Source organism: Marinomonas shanghaiensis (assembly GCF_003259175.1).
GTDB classification, from domain to species: Bacteria; Pseudomonadota; Gammaproteobacteria; order Pseudomonadales; family Marinomonadaceae; genus Marinomonas; species Marinomonas shanghaiensis.
On sequence record NZ_QGOK01000013.1, the window covers coordinates 70,925 to 87,679 of the forward strand.

The following is a 16,755-nucleotide window of genomic DNA, read 5'->3' on the forward strand; positions in this document are numbered from 1 at the left end:
AGAGGAGACATGATGAAACGAATACTCGACGTGAAAAATTTACAAGTCAGTCTGCCAACGCCAAATGGCAATTTGCGTGCGGTGCGTGGTATCGATTTGCAGGTAAATAAAGGTGAAATGCTCTGCATTGTAGGGGAATCTGGTTGTGGTAAATCCATGACGTCTATGGCTCTGATGGGCTTATTGCCGAAGCGAGCAGAAGTGACCGCTGAGGCAATGCACTTCGACGGAATGGATCTATTGTCTTTATCGAAAAAAGAACGCAATCAAGTACGCGGTATGCGCATGTCGATGATTTTTCAAGAGCCAATGACGTCGCTGAATCCTTCTTATACCTTGGGTAATCAGCTTTGCGAAGGCATTATCAAACACAAAAAAGTAAGCAAAGACGAAGCCAAAAAACGCGCAGTGTATTTATTGGAGCGTGCTGGCGTGCCTTATCCAGAAAAGCGTTTAGATCAATATCCGCATCAATTATCGGGCGGTTTGCGTCAACGGGTGATGATCGCCATGGCGTTAATGTGTGAGCCAGATTTGATCATTGCCGATGAGCCAACCACAGCATTGGACGTGACGATTCAAGCGCAGATATTGCGATTGATTCGTGAGCTGCAACAGGAGTTTGGCACCGCCGTTATTTTTATTACTCATGACCTTGGTGTGGTGGCGCGCATCGCAGATCGCGTGGCGGTGATGTACGCCGGACAAGTGGTGGAAACCGCTTCCGCGCAAGATTTGTTTGCTGATCCACAACATCCTTATACCAAGGGCTTGCTTAACTGCATTCCGATTCCTGGCAAAACCTTACCGGGCAGTCATCTAGAGTCTATTCCGGGCGTAGTGCCGAGTTTGATTGGTGAACTAAAAGGTTGTGCGTTTGAAAACCGTTGCAATGCCTCGACTGGTGAGTGTTGTTACCGTTCACCTAGCTTGGAAAATCATCTGGGTTCAGCGGCCCATCAAGTACGTTGTCCGATTGCGACGGCGTCATTTCAGGAGGCGGTGTAATGGCAGAATACGCTTTAGAGTTAACGAATTTGTCCCGTCATTTTCATCTTAAAAATGGCGCCTTTAAAGAGCCTACATTACTAAAAGCAGTGGACGGCATTTCATTGCGCATTCGTCCTGGAGAAACCTTGGGCTTGGTGGGGGAATCTGGTTGTGGCAAAAGCACCTTGGCGAAAATGATTTTGGGATTATTAGAGCCAACAGATGGGGATGTTTTAATTAATGACAAAATGCGCGGAGCCAGCTCGCGTTTGTCTATGTCGCGCCAGCTTCAGCCCATTTTTCAAGATCCTTATTCGTCTTTGAATCCACGTAAAACCATTGAACAAATCATTCGTTTGCCCTTGCAGTTGCATAAAATTGGCGACGCTAATAGTCAGCAAAGAGCGGTCAAAGACATCTGTGATTTGGTAGGTTTGCCTGAGCGTTTGTTAAAGAATTATCCCGGGCAATTGTCAGGAGGTCAGAGACAACGGGTGGCGATAGCGCGAGCCTTGATTCTAAAACCCAACATCTTGGTGTGTGATGAACCAACGTCGGCACTGGATGTCTCGGTGCAGGCGCAAATTCTTAACCTATTGATGGATTTAAAAAAAGAGCTCGGACTGACGTATTTGTTTATCAGCCATAACCTTGGCGTGGTGGAACATTTGGTGGATCGAGTGGCGGTGATGTATCGCGGCAAAATTGTCGAACAGGGCACCCGAGAAGACATCTTCCAAAATGCGCAACATCCTTATACCCAAGCCTTGTTGTCTTCTGTTTTAACGCCGGAGCCGGCTTTGGGGTTGCCTGATGTGTTGGATTCAAGCGCGTGGAATCAAGCTTCGTAAACGTTATTTAAGGAATAAAAATGAGTCGCCAATCTACTATTCAAGGTGCGGAGTTTTACTTTGACTCCGGTGCTTTTTTTTCAGCGTTAGAACAGCGTGTTAGCGTTCGCAGTGAGAGTCAAAATCACGACGCTTTTGATCAGTTACACGCCTATTTGCAAGACATTATTATGCCCGAGCTTGCTTCTTTGGGCTTTCATTCACGCATTGTTGCCAATCCAGTGACCGAAGCAAATCAACCGGGTTCTTGGCCATTTTTGATCGCGGAGCGAATCGAAGATCCAGTTCAACTAACGCTGCTGACTTATGGTCATGGGGATGTGGTGCGCGGTTATGACGATCAATGGAGAGCAGGATTGTCACCTTGGAAAGTCGTGGTGGATGGCGACCGTTGGTATGGTCGAGGAACAGCGGACAACAAAGGTCAGCACACCATTAATTTTGCGGCTTTGAAACAGGTTATTGATGCGAAAAAAGGCAAACTGGGCTTCAACGTTAAAGTGATTTTGGAAATGGGCGAAGAGGCAGGTTCACCCGGATTGGCTGAGCTGTGCGAGCTTCATAAAGAGGAACTGACGGCGGATTTATTTATTGCCTCTGATGGGCCACGATTAAGTGCTGAGCATCCGACGATTTTCCTTGGGTCTCGTGGCGGATTTAATTTTGATATGAAAGTGTTGTTGCGCGATGGTGCTCATCATTCTGGTAATTGGGGCGGTTTATTGAGCAACGCTGGTACGCGCTTGGCCCATGCTTGGGCATCTATGGTGGGTGCCAAAGGTAAAATTTTGGTCAAAGGTTTGTTGCCGGCGCGTTTGCCTGAATCTGTCCGAGCTGCTTTAAAAGACATTCCGGTGGGCGAAGGGGCGAATAGCCCAGTCATTGATCCTAATTGGGGCGAGCCAGATTTAACGCCAGCCGAACGTGTCTTTGCTTGGAACACGTTAGAAATGTTGGCGTGCAAAACAGGGAATCCAGAGATGCCTGTCAATGCGATTCCCGGATACGCTAGCGCCCATTGTCAGCTGCGTTTTGTGGTCGAAAGCGATAGCCAACACTTTTTACAACATATTCGTGACCACCTTGATTACCATGGTTTTAGCGATGTGGAAGTCACCGATAGCGGCCATACGATGGAAGCGACACGCCTTGACCCTGAAGATCCTTGGGTAGATTGGGCTTTGGGTTCTCTTGCACAAACAACGGGCAAGAAGCCGGTGTTATTGCCTAATCTAGGCGGCTCGTTACCAAACGATGTATTTGCCAATATTCTGAATTTACCCACCGTTTGGGTGCCACATTCTTACCCTGCATGCAGTCAACATGCGCCAAATGAACACGTATTAGCGCCGGTGTGTCGTGAGGCCTTGCAAATTATGACAGGGCTTTTTTGGGATTTATCTGAACAAGGTGCCACGATTCAGGCAAAACGTTAAGGAGAACGACATGACATTAGCGACAGTAAAAAAGGTCAACAATAGCGGGCTTGCGCCTTATGCGGATTTACTCTGTGATTGGCTCGCCACTCAAGAGGACGAGATGATTCAGTGTCTGCAAGAATTAGTGGATACCGATTCAAACAGTTATGACAAAGAAGGCGTGGATGCGGCTGGACATCTAATGGCGTCTTGGCTGGAAGCTGATGGTATTGAATGTCGCTGGCATAAATCGGTTAGTTCAGGTGATGTGCTGGAGGCTCGTATTGGTTCTGGATTTGATAAAAAAAATCCACAGCCTGCTATTTTTTTGATGGGTCATCGGGATACGGTTTTTCCAAAAGGTACGGTAGCAACGCGTGGTTTTACGCGTGATGGGATGACGGCGTTTGGGCCAGGCGTGGCGGACATGAAGTCTGGCTTGGTATTGAATTGTTTTGTGCTAAGAGGCTTGCAGTATTTGTTGAATAACTCTGATATCTATGAATTACCTCACCCGGTTGTTGGCTTATTTACTGGCGATGAAGAAATTGGTTCGCCAGAAGGTCGTCATGTTATTCAGCAAATGGTGAAGGGGGCAAAAGCGGTATTCAATGCTGAACCTGGTCGTATCAGTGGCAATGTGGTGTCGGCTCGAAAAGGTGGGGCGAGCTTTGAGATTGTTGTCAAAGGTAAGGCGGCTCACTCTGGTGTGAATCATGCGGACGGTGCCAGCGCTATTGGGGGCTTGGCCCTTATCATCACTGAGCTGCATGCATTGACTGATTATGAAACGGGAGTCACGACCAATGTTGGCTTGATCAGTGGTGGTATGTCTTCTAATACAGTCGCGGCTGAGGCCAAAGCGAAATTGGATTTACGCTACATCACGAAAGAGCAAATGGTCGATGCCATGGATGCGATTCAGGCCATTATTGATATGTCCAGGCTTCAAGGTGTGACGGCTTCAGTGCGCTTGATATCAGCATTTCATCCGTTTGAGTCAAATATGAGTGCTGCGTTATTAGCGCATTATCAGATACAAGCCGAGTCATTGGGGTTTTCAGTTGAAGGTGAATTTACCGGTGGTTGTTCCGATGCGGGTTTTACCTCGTCGATGGGGGTTCCGACTTTGTGTGGAACGGGGCCGGTGGGGGCGAAAATGCACACCGAAGGAGAATTCTGTTTGCTGGATACCTTCGTGCCTCGCACTCAAGCGGTTGCCAAGAGTATTTTGCTTTTGCCCTAAAGGATTGAATCTAATGGAGAAAAATCATGCTTCACCCAATTGAAACTGAGTTGGCACCTTCTGAATCAGATGTTTGTTCACAAGCGATAAAATCTGGTAACTGGGCATTTCTATCTGGGCAAATCCCTCTTGTTGTTGAATCCAACAGCTTATTGCAAGGCTCGATTGCCGAACAAACGGCTCAGGTTTTTCATAACTTAAGTGTCGTGGCAATGGCTTCTGGTGGTTCACTTGAACATGTGGTGAAACTCACTCTTTATTTAAAAGACATGTCGAACCTCGCGGAATTCAACAGGGAAATGATTAAACACCTGAATTCACCGCTGCCTGCAAGGGCCGTTGTCTCGGTAAAGGGCTTACCTATGGATGCCGAGATGCAAGTGGATGCTATTATGATGATTCCAGATCCAGTTTGGGCACTTGCTGTTACCTGAGCGAAATGAATTCAAATCCAGCGTTGCCATTCCAACGTTGGATTGCGCTACCACCCTTAGTGAAATCCCATCAAACCAAAACAAATTACCTGTAGGTCGGTCTTTAGGCCGTCAAAAATCTGATCCCTCCAAAACTCTTGATGCGCTAAAACTCGACAGAAAACCTGTGGACACGACTATGTCTACTACCATTTTCTGTAGGTTAATTTGTCGTTATTATTGTGCTTTATGTCTTGAAAGACTCTTTCATTTTATTGGATTTAAATACGATATTTTCATTATTAAAAAGTATTTTATTGGTTTTTTTAGTCAAAAATAATCGATATTAGAAAGCACATTTCATTATTGTTTCGCTAATCTGGTGGTCGTTAAAACGATATATTTTCACTGAAAAGGAACGACCATCATGAACTTGAAAAAATTTGAGCGTTATCCGTTGACCTTTGGACCAACCCCCATTGAAAAGCTACAACGTCTGTCTGATCACCTAGGCAATATTGAGGTCTATGCGAAACGCGAAGACTGTAACTCTGGTCTCGCTCTAGGCGGTAATAAGCTTCGTAAATTGGAATACATAGTGCCTGATGCCATCGCTTCTGGTGCGGATACCTTGGTGAGTATCGGTGGTGTGCAATCCAACCATACTCGTTTGGTCACCGCGACCGCTGCGAAAATAGGTATGAAATGTCGTTTGGTTCAGGAGAGTTGGGTGCCATTCGAAGACGCTGTGTATGACCGCGTTGGTAACATTCTGATGAGCCGAGTGATGGGCGCAGAAATCGATCTTGTGAACGATGGTTTTGATATTGGTATCCGTGAGAGTTGGAAAAACGCTATTGAAGACGTAAAAGCCAAAGGCGGTAAACCATACCCAATTCCAGCGGGAGCGTCTGTGCATAAATACGGTGGTTTGGGTTATGTTGGGTTTGCTGAAGAAGTGCGTGAGCAAGAGAAAGCGCTAGGCTTTAAGTTCGATTATATTGTGGTTTGTACGGTAACTGGGTCGACTCATGCCGGTATGGCGGTTGGTTTTGCTGCGGATGGTCGCTCACAAAATGTGATTGGGATTGATGCCTCAGGAACGCCTCAACAAACACGAGATCAGGTATTAGCGATTGCCAAAAATACGGCCGAATTGGTTGAGCTAGGTCGTGAAATGACGGCAGATGATATCGTGATTAAGGAAGACTATGCTTATCCAGCCTATGGTGTGCCATCGCACGAAACCAATGAGGCGATTCGTTTGGTTGCACGTTTAGAAGGCATGATGACAGACCCTGTTTATGAAGGGAAATCCATGCAAGGTTTGATTGATTTAGCGCAAAAAGGCTTCTTCCCTGAAGGTTCTAAAGTACTTTATGCTCATCTCGGTGGTGTTCCTGCCATCAACGGCTATAGCTATATTTATCGTAATGGCTAACGGTTAATGAGTTATTAAACTTGTCAAAAAGGCTTCCAGGTGGAAGCCTTTTTTATTGCAATGTGTATGTTTGTGAAGGGATTTCGCATTGATTTAACACACCATCAAATACGAAAGCGGTCCACGAGTTTGCTTAACTGCTGTACATCATTGATCAGGCGGTTTTTGATATCAACGGCGGTTTGTGTGTATTCCACATTGGATGATGCGGTGTTGGTGACGCCATTGATCTGTTCTGCTATTTCATCAGCTTGTTGGTTTTGCTCCTGAATGGAGATAGAGATTTGTTGGTTGGTATGGCTCAAAATGTTGATAGATTCGATAATGGTGGTAAACATTTCAATGGTTTCTTGTGCTTGTTTCGAGACGCTTTCTGTGAGTGTCTGCGATGTTCGCATGACTTGTGCTGCATCGGCAGAACCTTTTTGAATACGCTCCACGGCGGTTTCTATTTCCAGAGTAGATTCATGTGTTCTGTTGGCTAGGTTGCGCACTTCATCGGCGACGACGGCAAAGCCTCGACCGGTTTCCCCAGCACGGGCGGCTTCAATAGCAGCATTAAGAGCCAATAGGTTGGTTTGCTCAGCAATGCCTCGAATGACATCCAGTATATTACCAATGTTTTGGCCGTCTGTTTCTAAGGTAGACACCACGGAAGAAGCTTTATCCATTTCGTCGACAACGTTGTGTAAGGACTTAAGGGTTTGTGACAGGTTATTTTGCCCCTTGGTAGAGTTAGTATTGGCTTCTATGGCCATGTCACCACACTTATTCGCATCAACCGACACTTGGCTCAACGAATTGGTCATGACATTCACCGCGTTGGCAATGTCTTTTGTGCCTCGCTGTTGATGTTTGGACATTTTGTCGACTTGTTGCAAAGCGTTGTCTATCTGTGTGGCAAAACCTTGGGTTGATGAGACGGTGTTGGCAACTTGCTTAATCACTGAATGCACCAGTTCAATGAACCCGTTTAGGTTTCTAGCGACTTCGGCCATTTCGTCTTTGCCAGAAGCATCAAGACGAGTGGTTAAGTTGCCGTCAGCACGATTGAGGTTTTCTAAAACTGTTATCATTTGACGTAAAGGTTGAATAATAAGACGGTTCGCAGCGAAAGCGATAAAAACAGACAGAATCAATACAATGGTTAAGCCGATTGTATTATTGAGCTTTACTGTATTGATGACATTTTCTAAGTTCACCGCTCTGATTTCGACTTGGCTGTCACCTTCTTCTTCGAGCTTTTCAAGGAAGGTTAGTAGCTTTTCAACGTGTTGATCAAATTCTGCAACGGCGCCGGTAGAGATCTCAGTATTATCGGACAGTATTCTGCCTTTCAGGGTTTCTAGGGTTGCTAAATAATTGTCCAGAGTGGTTAAGGCTTGTGTTCCTATTAAACCTGAGTTTTTCATTCTGTCCAGGGCTTCAAGAGTGAATGCATTGGTTTCCTTCATCTTATTTCTGGCGTCAGTTAATGACATTTCGTTGTTGATGAAGGCATCAAGGGTAATGATTTGTGATTGGATGCCAATAGTGCCTTCCATCGCACCGTCAGCGGCATCCCAAGCGTTACCCGTAATAAAAGTGATTTCAGAGTTTAATTTGCTGATCGATAGCATGCCTAAAATAGCATTACCTAGCACGATGACAACGAACAATAATACGCCTAAATATATTTTTACTTTTATTGTCATTACTTTGCTCCGAGTTGAGGGCGATGATTACTAATACTAGTAGACAATGACTATTTGTTCATTTTTTATCCAATCTTGTTAAAACGAAATGGGTATTTTTTAAATGCCGTATTCTTAATGTGGCATGGCAATTTAAAAAGCCAGTGCCACGTTGTCTTTGACTTCTTTCATCACAAAAAAAGTACGTAGTTGCCGCACGCTTGGCAAGGCCAATAATTGATCGCTGTGTAGTTTATTAAAGTCGGCCATGTCTTTGACTCGGACTTTAAGAAAATAATCAAAATCGCCTGCGACTAAGTGACAGTCCAGAATAAAAGGCAGCTTAGCGATGGCGTTCTCAAAGGTAGCAAAGCTTTCTTGTGTGGATCTGTCTAATACCACACCGACTAAGACTAATGCGCTGCGCTCTACTTTGTCTGGATTAATGATTGCACGTACTTCGCTGATGTAACCGTCTTTAAAAAGTTGATGGGTACGGCGATGACACGTCGCTGGGCTCACGTTGACCTGTTCGGCTAAATCCGCATTGGTGAGTCGACCATCTTGTTGTAATAAGCGTAGAATTTTTTTATCAATTTTGTCCATATACCATACCTTACTGTTTTTAACTGAGTAAACGAAAGATTCTTTCTGAAATTAGCAAAATGTTGAAATAGAAGAAATAGGTAATTGGGTTTTGTGGGAAATCTATCAATGGGTTGGTTTTTGTCTTTTAGATCCGTGCTCGGATCTTGTTCCTAATTCAATCAGGGTGCTTTTTTTTGGTGCGAACGGCTTTGTTTACGCCGTATTTTTTTATTTTAAAAAAACGGATTTTGTTGTGGTCGAAAATATTTTTAATAGGTAAATCAATCGTATTATGCGTATTTAGGCGGGTATCACAGGTGCCTTTATTTATTTGGCACCATACTTGCTGTTACCTAAGCGTCTCTGTGTTGTTTTGGGCACGGAAAACAAATTGATCAATGTCGATCAGTTTGCTTATTGGCATCGTCGCCAGCTGCTGTTTTATCAGTAGCACTCGGTCAGGCTCCTTTAGAAAGGAGATTGCTGATGAGGGTGGCCTGTGCGCTTTTCTTCTCTCTTCTCTTTTTCTTTCTAAAAAAGCCATTTAATTCTCCGAATTTGGCCTTGTCATAAGCAAATAAAGTTCGAAAAAAATATTGCTATGGATTACTGAATCTTTTGGTTCTAGCCGCGCTAATGATCTGTATTTTGATGCGCTCTATTTCGTTTGAGGGCTCTATATTTAGGAGAAAGTGAATGAAAAAAATTGATGTCACTGAAGCAATTTTTGCGATGAAAAAAGAAAAAAATCTCAGTTGGGAGTCTATCGCGCAAGCCACTGGTATGACGGATGTCTGGATCACTTCGGCTTGTTTAGGTATGAACAGTTGTTCAGCGGATGTGGCTGATAAGCTGGTGGCTTTTTTAGGTTTACCAGCCGAAGCAAAATCCGCGCTGATGGAGTATCCAACCAAAACCTGGGATCAAGCGATTCCACAAGATCCTTTGATTTATCGACTGTATGAAGTGGTAGGCGTTTATGGACCAACATTGAAAGAAGTAATTCAAGAGAAATTTGGCGACGGCATCATGAGTGCGATTGATTTTTCTATGACGGTCGATAAGGAAGAAAACCCTAAAGGAGATCGTGTGATTTTGACACTGAACGGGAAGTTTTTGCCATATAAATCTTGGTAATTATTTCTTTTCAAAAGTGAATCTTAGGTAATTTTAAAGAATAAGAGGGCGTAAAAATGGCGTACATAGAACCAAGCGAATTTGTTACTAAGATGGTCGATGCGGGCGAGCAAAAAGTCTACATGTCGACAAAAGATACTGTTATCCGTGCTTTTATGGCTGGCGCCATTCTTGGTTTAGCGGCGGTATTTGCGATTACCGTCGCCACTCAAACAGGAAGCCCATTGCTGGGGGCGGTATTGTTTCCAGTGGGCTTCATTATGCTGTATTTGATGAAGTTTGATTTACTAACGGGCGTGTTTACTTTAGTGCCTTTGGCGTTACTGGATAAACGTCCGGGAGTGACTCCGGCGCAAGTCCTGCGTAATTGGGGCTTGGTGTTTATTGGTAACTTTGCAGGCGCTTTAACCACGGCGTTTTTTATGTCGTTTATTTTGACCTATGGTTATGCGACGGACGGTGGCGCACTGGCCGCAAAAGTGAGCTCAATTGGTGAGTCTCGTACTTTGGGCTATCAATCCCATGGCGCTGGTGGTTGGTTTACCATTTTCATTCGTGGCATGTTATGTAACTGGATGGTGTCTATGGGCGTGGTTGGCGCAATGATCTCGACTTCAGCTGGCGCTAAAATGGCGGCTATGTGGATGCCGGTTATGTTGTTCTTTTACATGGGTTTTGAGCACTCTATTGTTAATATGTTCTTGTTCCCTTTTTCCATGATTATGGGGGGCGAATTTACGGTATCGGACTATTTAATTTGGAACGAAATTCCGACGGTGTTGGGGAATTTAGCCGGTGGTCTATTGTTGGTCGGTTTGCCACTGTATCTGACGCATGTAAGAACTTCTGCGTCGCGTAAATTGGCATAAGGTATTTACTTCAAAACTCTGTGAGTATTTATGCTTGCAGAGTTTTTTGTATTTAAGGATCTTGATGAAAGCACTGGAAATAAGTATTGGCCGCGCTACCAATAGGGGCAAAAAAGCCATTAATCAAGACAGTTTGGGCAGTCTGATCCCTATAGAACCGCTGCTCACCACCAGGGGGATTGCTCTTGTCATCGCCGACGGCATCAGTTCTAGCCCAGTGAGCCAAGTCGCTAGTGAATTCGCTACTACGCGTTTTTTAGACGATTTTTACCACACTTCGGACGCGTGGTCGGTGAAAACATCTGGCGAAAAAGTCATTCACTCCATCAATGCCGCTCTGTATTCTCAAACCCAGAATGGCCCCGGCCGATTCGATAAAGACAAAGGTTATGTTTGTACTTTTTCCGCCATTGTTCTGTGCGCAAATGCGGCGCATATTTTTCATTTAGGCGACAGCCGTATTTATCGCTTACTCGATGGCAAATTTGAGCAACTCACAAAGGACCATCGTCGAGTGGTGTCGACTAATGTGAGCTATTTGACGCGTGCCTTAGGCATAGAACCGATTTTAGAATTGGATTATCAAACCGTACCGATGAACAAAGACGACATATTTGTGATGGCGACGGATGGTGTGTATGAATTCGTCACGGCTGAGCAAATGATTACCTGTATTGCCGAGTCTGAGAGTGTGGACCAAGCCGCAGAGCATATTATCTCGCTAGCACTGAGCAATGGCAGCGATGATAATTTGAGTATGCAAATTGCCCGTGTTGACGAGGTGCCAAGTTATCAATGGGACGAGGTAGTGCAAAATGTCTGTCAATTACCTGTGCCGCCGCCATTAAGAGAAAGAATGGCATTTGACGGCTACGAGATACTTCGTTCTCTTTATGTGAGCAGCCGCAGCCATGTGTTTTTGGCACGGGATATGGAGAGTCATGAACATGTGGTGATAAAAACGCCTTCAGCGGAACTGAGCGACGATAGCGCGTACTTGGAAAGCTTCATGTTAGAAGATTGGATTGCCAAACGCCTCAATAATCCTCATGTAGTGAAAGCGATGGAGACGCCTCGGCAACGACAATTTCTGTATTTGGTAACCGAATACATCGAAGGACAGTCCCTTGCTCAATGGATGATAGATAACCCCAAACCGACATTAGAAAAAATCCGCGACATCCTTTCACAGATCGCCAATGGCTTGCAGGCGTTTCATCGTAAAAGCATGATTCATCAAGATATTCGCCCAGCGAACATCATGATAGATAAACACGGCACAGTGAAAATTATCGATTTTGGCTCTACTCATATTGCAGGTGTGAGCAACACCAAAGACGATGAGGTTCTGCGTGGCACCATGCGCTATTCCGCACCAGAATACTTTCTTGGTCATGCGGGTTCTGAGCGCTCCGATATTTATGCTCTCGGCGTCATTGCCTACCAAATGTTATCTGGCAACCAATTCCCTTATAGCCCGAAAATTGCTCAAGCAAAAAGCATCACCGCTCAACGTCGCCTAACCTACCGTAGTGTGATTACCGAAGACTCTGAATTGCCCGTTTGGATTGACGATGCATTGCATAAAGCCTTACACATCAATCCGTTAAAACGTTATGAAGAAGTCTCTGAATTTATCTACGACTTGCATCACCCAAATCAAATCTTCCTCGATCGTAATCGACCGCCACTTATACAACGCAACCCAGTGATGTTCTGGCAAGGCGTGTCTTTCTTCTTGTTTTTGGTGATTGGTTTTTTATTGCTGGTAAAATTTTAGTTTTTCACATGACGCTTTTTTAAAAGAAAACATTTATTGTCTCAATTCAGGCGTTACACTGATGATCTAACGAAATATGAGGTGGTAGGCTATGTCTCTAGTGGCAAATATAATCTCCGATGATGCTTTTGATGGCGTTGCTTCGCGTCAAACTATGAAAGAAAGTATCCTGCACCATCTGCGCTATACTTTGGTACATTTGCCCCAACAGGCCACTGCGAGGGATTGGTGGTTGGCTTTATCTTTAGCCATTCGTGATCGTATTACCGATGACATGTCGGTAACTCAAATCGCTCATAATCGCGACAATGTACGCCGTGTTTATTACTTATCGATGGAATATCTGATGGGGCGTATGTTGATCAATAACGCCCATAATATCGGTGTATATGACGCCGCGAAACAAGCTATTGAAGAATTGGGTTTGGATTGGGAACAGATCTGTGACGAAGAGATGGACATGGGCTTGGGCAATGGCGGACTTGGCCGATTAGCCGCTTGCTTTTTAGACTCGTTAGCCACTTTAGATTTGCCTGCAATTGGTTACGGCATTTATTACGAATTTGGTTTGTTCAAACAAGAATTCTTGCAGGGTAAGCAAATAGAGCATCCGGATACATGGCTTAAATACGGTACGCCGTGGGACATCATTCGTCCTGAATATTCACAGACCATTCAATACTATGGTCGTGTAGAAACGGCTTATGACAATGCTGGTAATAGCCGCTCCGTGTGGGTTGATACTCGTAGCGTAATGGGGGTGCCATTTGATATCCCAGTCGCCGGTTATGATACCAAAACCGTGAACTTCTTACGTTTATGGTCTTCACATTCCACCGAAGATTTTGATTTAGAAGAGTTTAACAAAGGCGACTATGTTGAAGCGGTTCGTTCTAAGGCCATGGGCGAGACAATTTCTAAAGTATTGTATCCCAACGATCAAAATGCCAACGGTAAAGAGCTGCGTTTGGTACAACAGTACTTTTTTGTGGCGTGCTCTTTGGCCGATATTTTACGTCGATTTGAGAAAATGAACTCGGATTGGACAAAGTTACCTGAAAAAGCCGTGATTCAATTGAACGATACGCATCCTGCCATCGCCATTGTGGAATTGACTCGAGTACTGTTGGATGACAAACACCTTGGTTGGGACACCACTTGGGATATTGTTATACGTACTTTTGCTTACACCAATCACACTTTATTGCCAGAAGCGCTCGAAAAATGGAGTGTTGGGCTATTTGAGAAAGTGCTACCGCGACATCTGCAGCTTATCTATGAGATTAATCATCGTTTTATGGGTGAAGTGGCTCAGCACTGGCCGGGCCGCGATGATATATGCCGTGCCTTGTCTGTCATTGAAGAAGGCGAGCATAAAATGATCCGTATGGCGCATTTAGCGGTGATTGCCAGCCATAAGGTCAATGGTGTGGCGGCGCTGCATTCTCAACTGCTGAAGAGTGAACTTTTCCCGCATTTTGACCAGCTTTATCCGGGAAAATTTACCAATAAAACCAATGGCATCACGCCTCGTCGCTGGTTATTAGGTTGTAATCCCGGATTGGTACAACTTTTCGAACGATATGGAATTGATAGTGATTGGCCAAAGCATTTAGAGCGCTTGCGTAAATTAGAAAGCTTCTTGGATGATAACGCCTTTTTAGACGACTTCATGGCGGTCAAACATCAAAATAAAGTGCATCTTGCCAATATCATTAAAAAAGAATGCGGCATAGACGTCGATCCATTTGCCTTGTTTGATGTGCAGATCAAATGCTTGCATGAATACAAGCGTCAGCATCTAACCCTGTTAAATATTCTGACCTTATACCATCGGTTATTGAATAACCCTGCATTGGACATGGTACCACGAGTATTTATTTTTGGTGCGAAAGCGGCACCAGGTTATGCGTTAGCAAAAAATATTATTTACGCCATTAATAGTGTGGCAAGGGTTATTAACAACGACCCGCGCACTATGGGCAAATTGAAAGTGGTCTTTCTGCCCAATTATCGTGTGTCTTTAGCATCGCATATTATCCCCGCAGCGGATTTGTCTGAGCAAATATCTACCGCAGGAAAAGAAGCGTCTGGCACCGGCAACATGAAATTGGCCCTAAATGGCGCAGTGACCATTGGTACTATGGATGGCGCTAATGTGGAAATACTCGAAGAAGTCGGGCCAGACAACATTTTTATTTTTGGCTTAAACGTCGATCAAGTGAGGGCGTTGGATCATAAAGGGTATAATTCGTACCAGTATTATCAACAAGATGAAGAGCTAAAAGGCGCCCTAGATTGGCTGTGTTCAGGTCATTTTTCGCCAAACGATCCTCATGCCTTTGATGATATTCGAAACAGCCTACTCGCTGGAGGAGACCCTTATAAAGTCATGGCCGATTACCGCGCCTACATGGACTGCCAACAGCAAGTGTCAGACGCCTACCAAGACAAAACACGCTGGGCACGCATGGCCGTTTTAAACACCGCCCGCATGGGGAAATTCTCATCAGATCGTACTATTCAAGAATACGCTGACGAGATTTGGAAACTGCCCGCGCACCCAGTGTAAACAGAAATAAGTTGCGCTTTCTGCGACGGTCTTCATCCCTTGTAGGGCAGTATGAGGGAGGAACGACCGTAATCTGCCATTGAAAGCGCCGCTTTCACCTGTAGGTGGCTGCTTTAACATGTGCTGTTTTGCTATGAATATCTTGGACCTAGGTTGGGCTTTGAGATACGAGCAGATAGATGGACAGGATGTATAGAAACTTGGAATAATAATGAAAAAATTATAAGAAGATGGATAAATCATGCTTAAAAATAAGCCCATTGAATTACAGGTAGCTGATCTTGAAAGCATTCCACAAGCTGGAAGTGGGAAATATTTCAGCAAGGGAGGAGTTTCAATTGGCACATGCGTTGTTGTCAGGGATACTTCAAATAATGATTGGTGTGTAGAAATATCAGAAATAAACTCTGATTCGATTGGTGGTATTATTTCTGGTTCGCATGGCCATTTTTATTTTGATGAGCCCACTGGGCTAAAATTGGAGTTCGATATAAAAAATGTATTTCTTATCCTTTGAGTGCAAAGGATTTATAAAAAACATTTAAGAATCATTAGTTTAATTCCTTTTAACCTTCAAACTGCTGCGCAGTTTTCCAGTCTTTCAATGATAGTTAGGTTATCGTACATGGCAGAATTCAAAGGAAGCATTCAAGAGTTCCATAACTTCGTTGGACCACGAATCCGGAACTTGATAAATAGCTTCACTAGGTTGCATAGAATAGGTAGAGGTGGAACTTGTGAAATGTGCGGTTCTCAGGCAATTCTGCAGTCAGCTCATGTACATGGTCGAGAACGACGTGCAATTATTGAGAAGGTCCTGTCTGAATATCTCAATAGTGCTGGATACGTCGTATGCGACATCAAACAGGCGGAAGATAAAATTCTCTTGGCTCATGAACCAGTGCATGAGACGTTCAAGTTCATTTGCCAGCCTTGTCATACGCAGTACGATAGTACTACTCCTAAGTCAGGGCTGATTGATTCAGATAATTTGAATACCGCACAGCAAACCGGTGAATTTAGTAAGTTAAGCCGCATACGGCTTTGGGCGGGCAGACCAGAACAAGCAAATAGTCGGATCATCCGAGCTTTTTTGGAGCTTGAAACTGAAAATGACGTTACCGTTGAGGAGCTTCGGAACTACTGCTCAAAAAAATACGACGTTGAAAACTTCGACCAACATTTTGCGTCAATGAAGACTGATGCAGGGAATTCTCATGGAAAGGTTTTCTTCGAGAGCAAGGGACTAGTTAATCTATGGGGTACAGTTAGAGTTGAGGTTGAGCATCATTTTTCACAAACCTAGTCAACAATATCAAGCGAATTGCTGCTATTTTGAGTTAAGTGGTTTTGCATTGCCGCCCTAGCCCTATCTGAAGTCTTTGACACCTAATACGGCATAGGTTGATCTTTGTTGGCAACCAAGCTTGTAAATGAGCGTTAACCCTTCCTCACAACTTTTAGCAATACAATGATTATAGTGTTCGTTATTCCTATTATTGAAACGAAGATGTAAAGTATGAAGCAGAACATTGTGTATATTGCTTTGGTTAGAGGGCATTGTTCAGCAAGACTACTTCTTTCATATTGAACGTTCTGAAAATACTTTTCTGCCGTGAAAATTAAGGTAGAGGTGCTTCATAGAAAAGAGTTTTGATCTTGTGTCATCATAGGTCTTAATGGCAAAAATTTTTAACTTCAATAGAAAAATTAAATTAATAGAGTATTTTTCAATATAGTAACTAGTTAAAAATAGTAATGAGGACTTGGTGTAATT

At 44.1% G+C, this 16,755-nt stretch carries 15 protein-coding genes; 12 read left to right on the forward strand and 3 right to left on the reverse strand.

Annotated elements, in window-relative coordinates; genetic code table 11:
• Positions 1 to 12 precede the first annotated feature (12 nt).
• The 6 genes from DKT73_RS11515 to DKT73_RS11540 all read left to right on the forward strand — a co-directional run bounded on the left by DKT73_RS11515 (position 13) and on the right by DKT73_RS11540 (position 6,359).
• Positions 13 to 1,008, forward strand: coding sequence for an ABC transporter ATP-binding protein (locus DKT73_RS11515; RefSeq protein ID WP_111638701.1), 996 nt, complete (start codon positions 13 to 15; stop codon positions 1,006 to 1,008).
• Positions 1,008 to 1,841, forward strand: a complete 834-nt coding sequence (locus DKT73_RS11520) for an ATP-binding cassette domain-containing protein (protein ID WP_111638702.1) — start codon at positions 1,008 to 1,010, stop codon at positions 1,839 to 1,841. Before DKT73_RS11515 ends, DKT73_RS11520 begins: the two co-directional genes overlap by 1 nt.
• Positions 1,842 to 1,861: 20 nt before the next feature.
• On the forward strand, positions 1,862 to 3,277 hold the full coding sequence (locus DKT73_RS11525) for a M20 family metallopeptidase (RefSeq protein ID WP_111638703.1): 1,416 nt from the start codon (positions 1,862 to 1,864) through the stop codon (positions 3,275 to 3,277).
• Positions 3,278 to 3,287: 10 nt separating this feature from the next.
• A complete protein-coding gene (locus DKT73_RS11530; protein ID WP_111638704.1) occupies positions 3,288 to 4,505 on the forward strand; it encodes a M20 family metallopeptidase in 1,218 nt (405 codons plus the stop codon).
• 26 nt (positions 4,506 to 4,531) lie between these two features.
• On the forward strand, positions 4,532 to 4,939 hold the full coding sequence (locus tag DKT73_RS11535; protein ID WP_111638705.1) for a Rid family detoxifying hydrolase: 408 nt from the start codon (positions 4,532 to 4,534) through the stop codon (positions 4,937 to 4,939).
• A 406-nt stretch (positions 4,940 to 5,345) separates the two neighbouring features.
• On the forward strand, positions 5,346 to 6,359 hold the full coding sequence (locus DKT73_RS11540; protein WP_111638706.1) for a 1-aminocyclopropane-1-carboxylate deaminase: 1,014 nt from the start codon (positions 5,346 to 5,348) through the stop codon (positions 6,357 to 6,359).
• Between the two features lie 104 nt (positions 6,360 to 6,463).
• Here DKT73_RS11540 and DKT73_RS11545 read toward each other — a convergent pair whose 3' ends face one another.
• The 3 genes from DKT73_RS11545 to DKT73_RS11555 all read right to left on the reverse strand — a co-directional run bounded on the left by DKT73_RS11545 (position 6,464) and on the right by DKT73_RS11555 (position 9,164).
• A complete protein-coding gene (locus DKT73_RS11545; protein WP_111638707.1) occupies positions 6,464 to 8,053 on the reverse strand; it encodes a methyl-accepting chemotaxis protein in 1,590 nt (529 codons plus the stop codon).
• A gap of 132 nt (positions 8,054 to 8,185) precedes the next feature.
• Positions 8,186 to 8,638 carry an Lrp/AsnC family transcriptional regulator gene (locus DKT73_RS11550; protein WP_111638708.1) on the reverse strand — a complete coding sequence of 151 codons (453 nt, stop codon included), beginning with the start codon at positions 8,636 to 8,638 and terminating at the stop codon, positions 8,186 to 8,188.
• Positions 8,639 to 8,969: 331 nt separating this feature from the next.
• On the reverse strand, positions 8,970 to 9,164 hold the full coding sequence (locus DKT73_RS11555) for a hypothetical protein (RefSeq protein WP_111638709.1): 195 nt from the start codon (positions 9,162 to 9,164) through the stop codon (positions 8,970 to 8,972).
• Between the two features lie 152 nt (positions 9,165 to 9,316).
• On the opposite strand from DKT73_RS11555, the gene cynS reads away from it, so the two are divergent.
• From cynS to DKT73_RS11585, 6 genes are all read left to right on the forward strand, one after another.
• A complete protein-coding gene (gene cynS / locus DKT73_RS11560) occupies positions 9,317 to 9,757 on the forward strand; it encodes a cyanase (RefSeq protein ID WP_111638710.1) in 441 nt (146 codons plus the stop codon).
• Between the two features lie 56 nt (positions 9,758 to 9,813).
• Complete coding sequence (locus tag DKT73_RS11565) at positions 9,814 to 10,626, forward strand: formate/nitrite transporter family protein (protein ID WP_111638711.1); 813 nt, start codon at positions 9,814 to 9,816, stop codon at positions 10,624 to 10,626.
• A 64-nt stretch (positions 10,627 to 10,690) separates the two neighbouring features.
• Positions 10,691 to 12,406 (forward strand): bifunctional protein-serine/threonine kinase/phosphatase, encoded by a 1,716-nt coding sequence (locus tag DKT73_RS11570; RefSeq protein WP_198666605.1) that lies wholly within the window; start codon positions 10,691 to 10,693, stop codon positions 12,404 to 12,406.
• A gap of 91 nt (positions 12,407 to 12,497) precedes the next feature.
• Positions 12,498 to 14,978, forward strand: a complete 2,481-nt coding sequence (locus DKT73_RS11575; protein ID WP_111638713.1) for a glycogen/starch/alpha-glucan phosphorylase — start codon at positions 12,498 to 12,500, stop codon at positions 14,976 to 14,978.
• Between the two features lie 241 nt (positions 14,979 to 15,219).
• Positions 15,220 to 15,495, forward strand: coding sequence for a hypothetical protein (locus DKT73_RS11580; protein WP_111638714.1), 276 nt, complete (start codon positions 15,220 to 15,222; stop codon positions 15,493 to 15,495).
• Between the two features lie 108 nt (positions 15,496 to 15,603).
• Complete coding sequence (locus DKT73_RS11585) at positions 15,604 to 16,284, forward strand: hypothetical protein (RefSeq protein WP_157959178.1); 681 nt, start codon at positions 15,604 to 15,606, stop codon at positions 16,282 to 16,284.
• Positions 16,285 to 16,755: the final 471 nt, after the last annotated feature.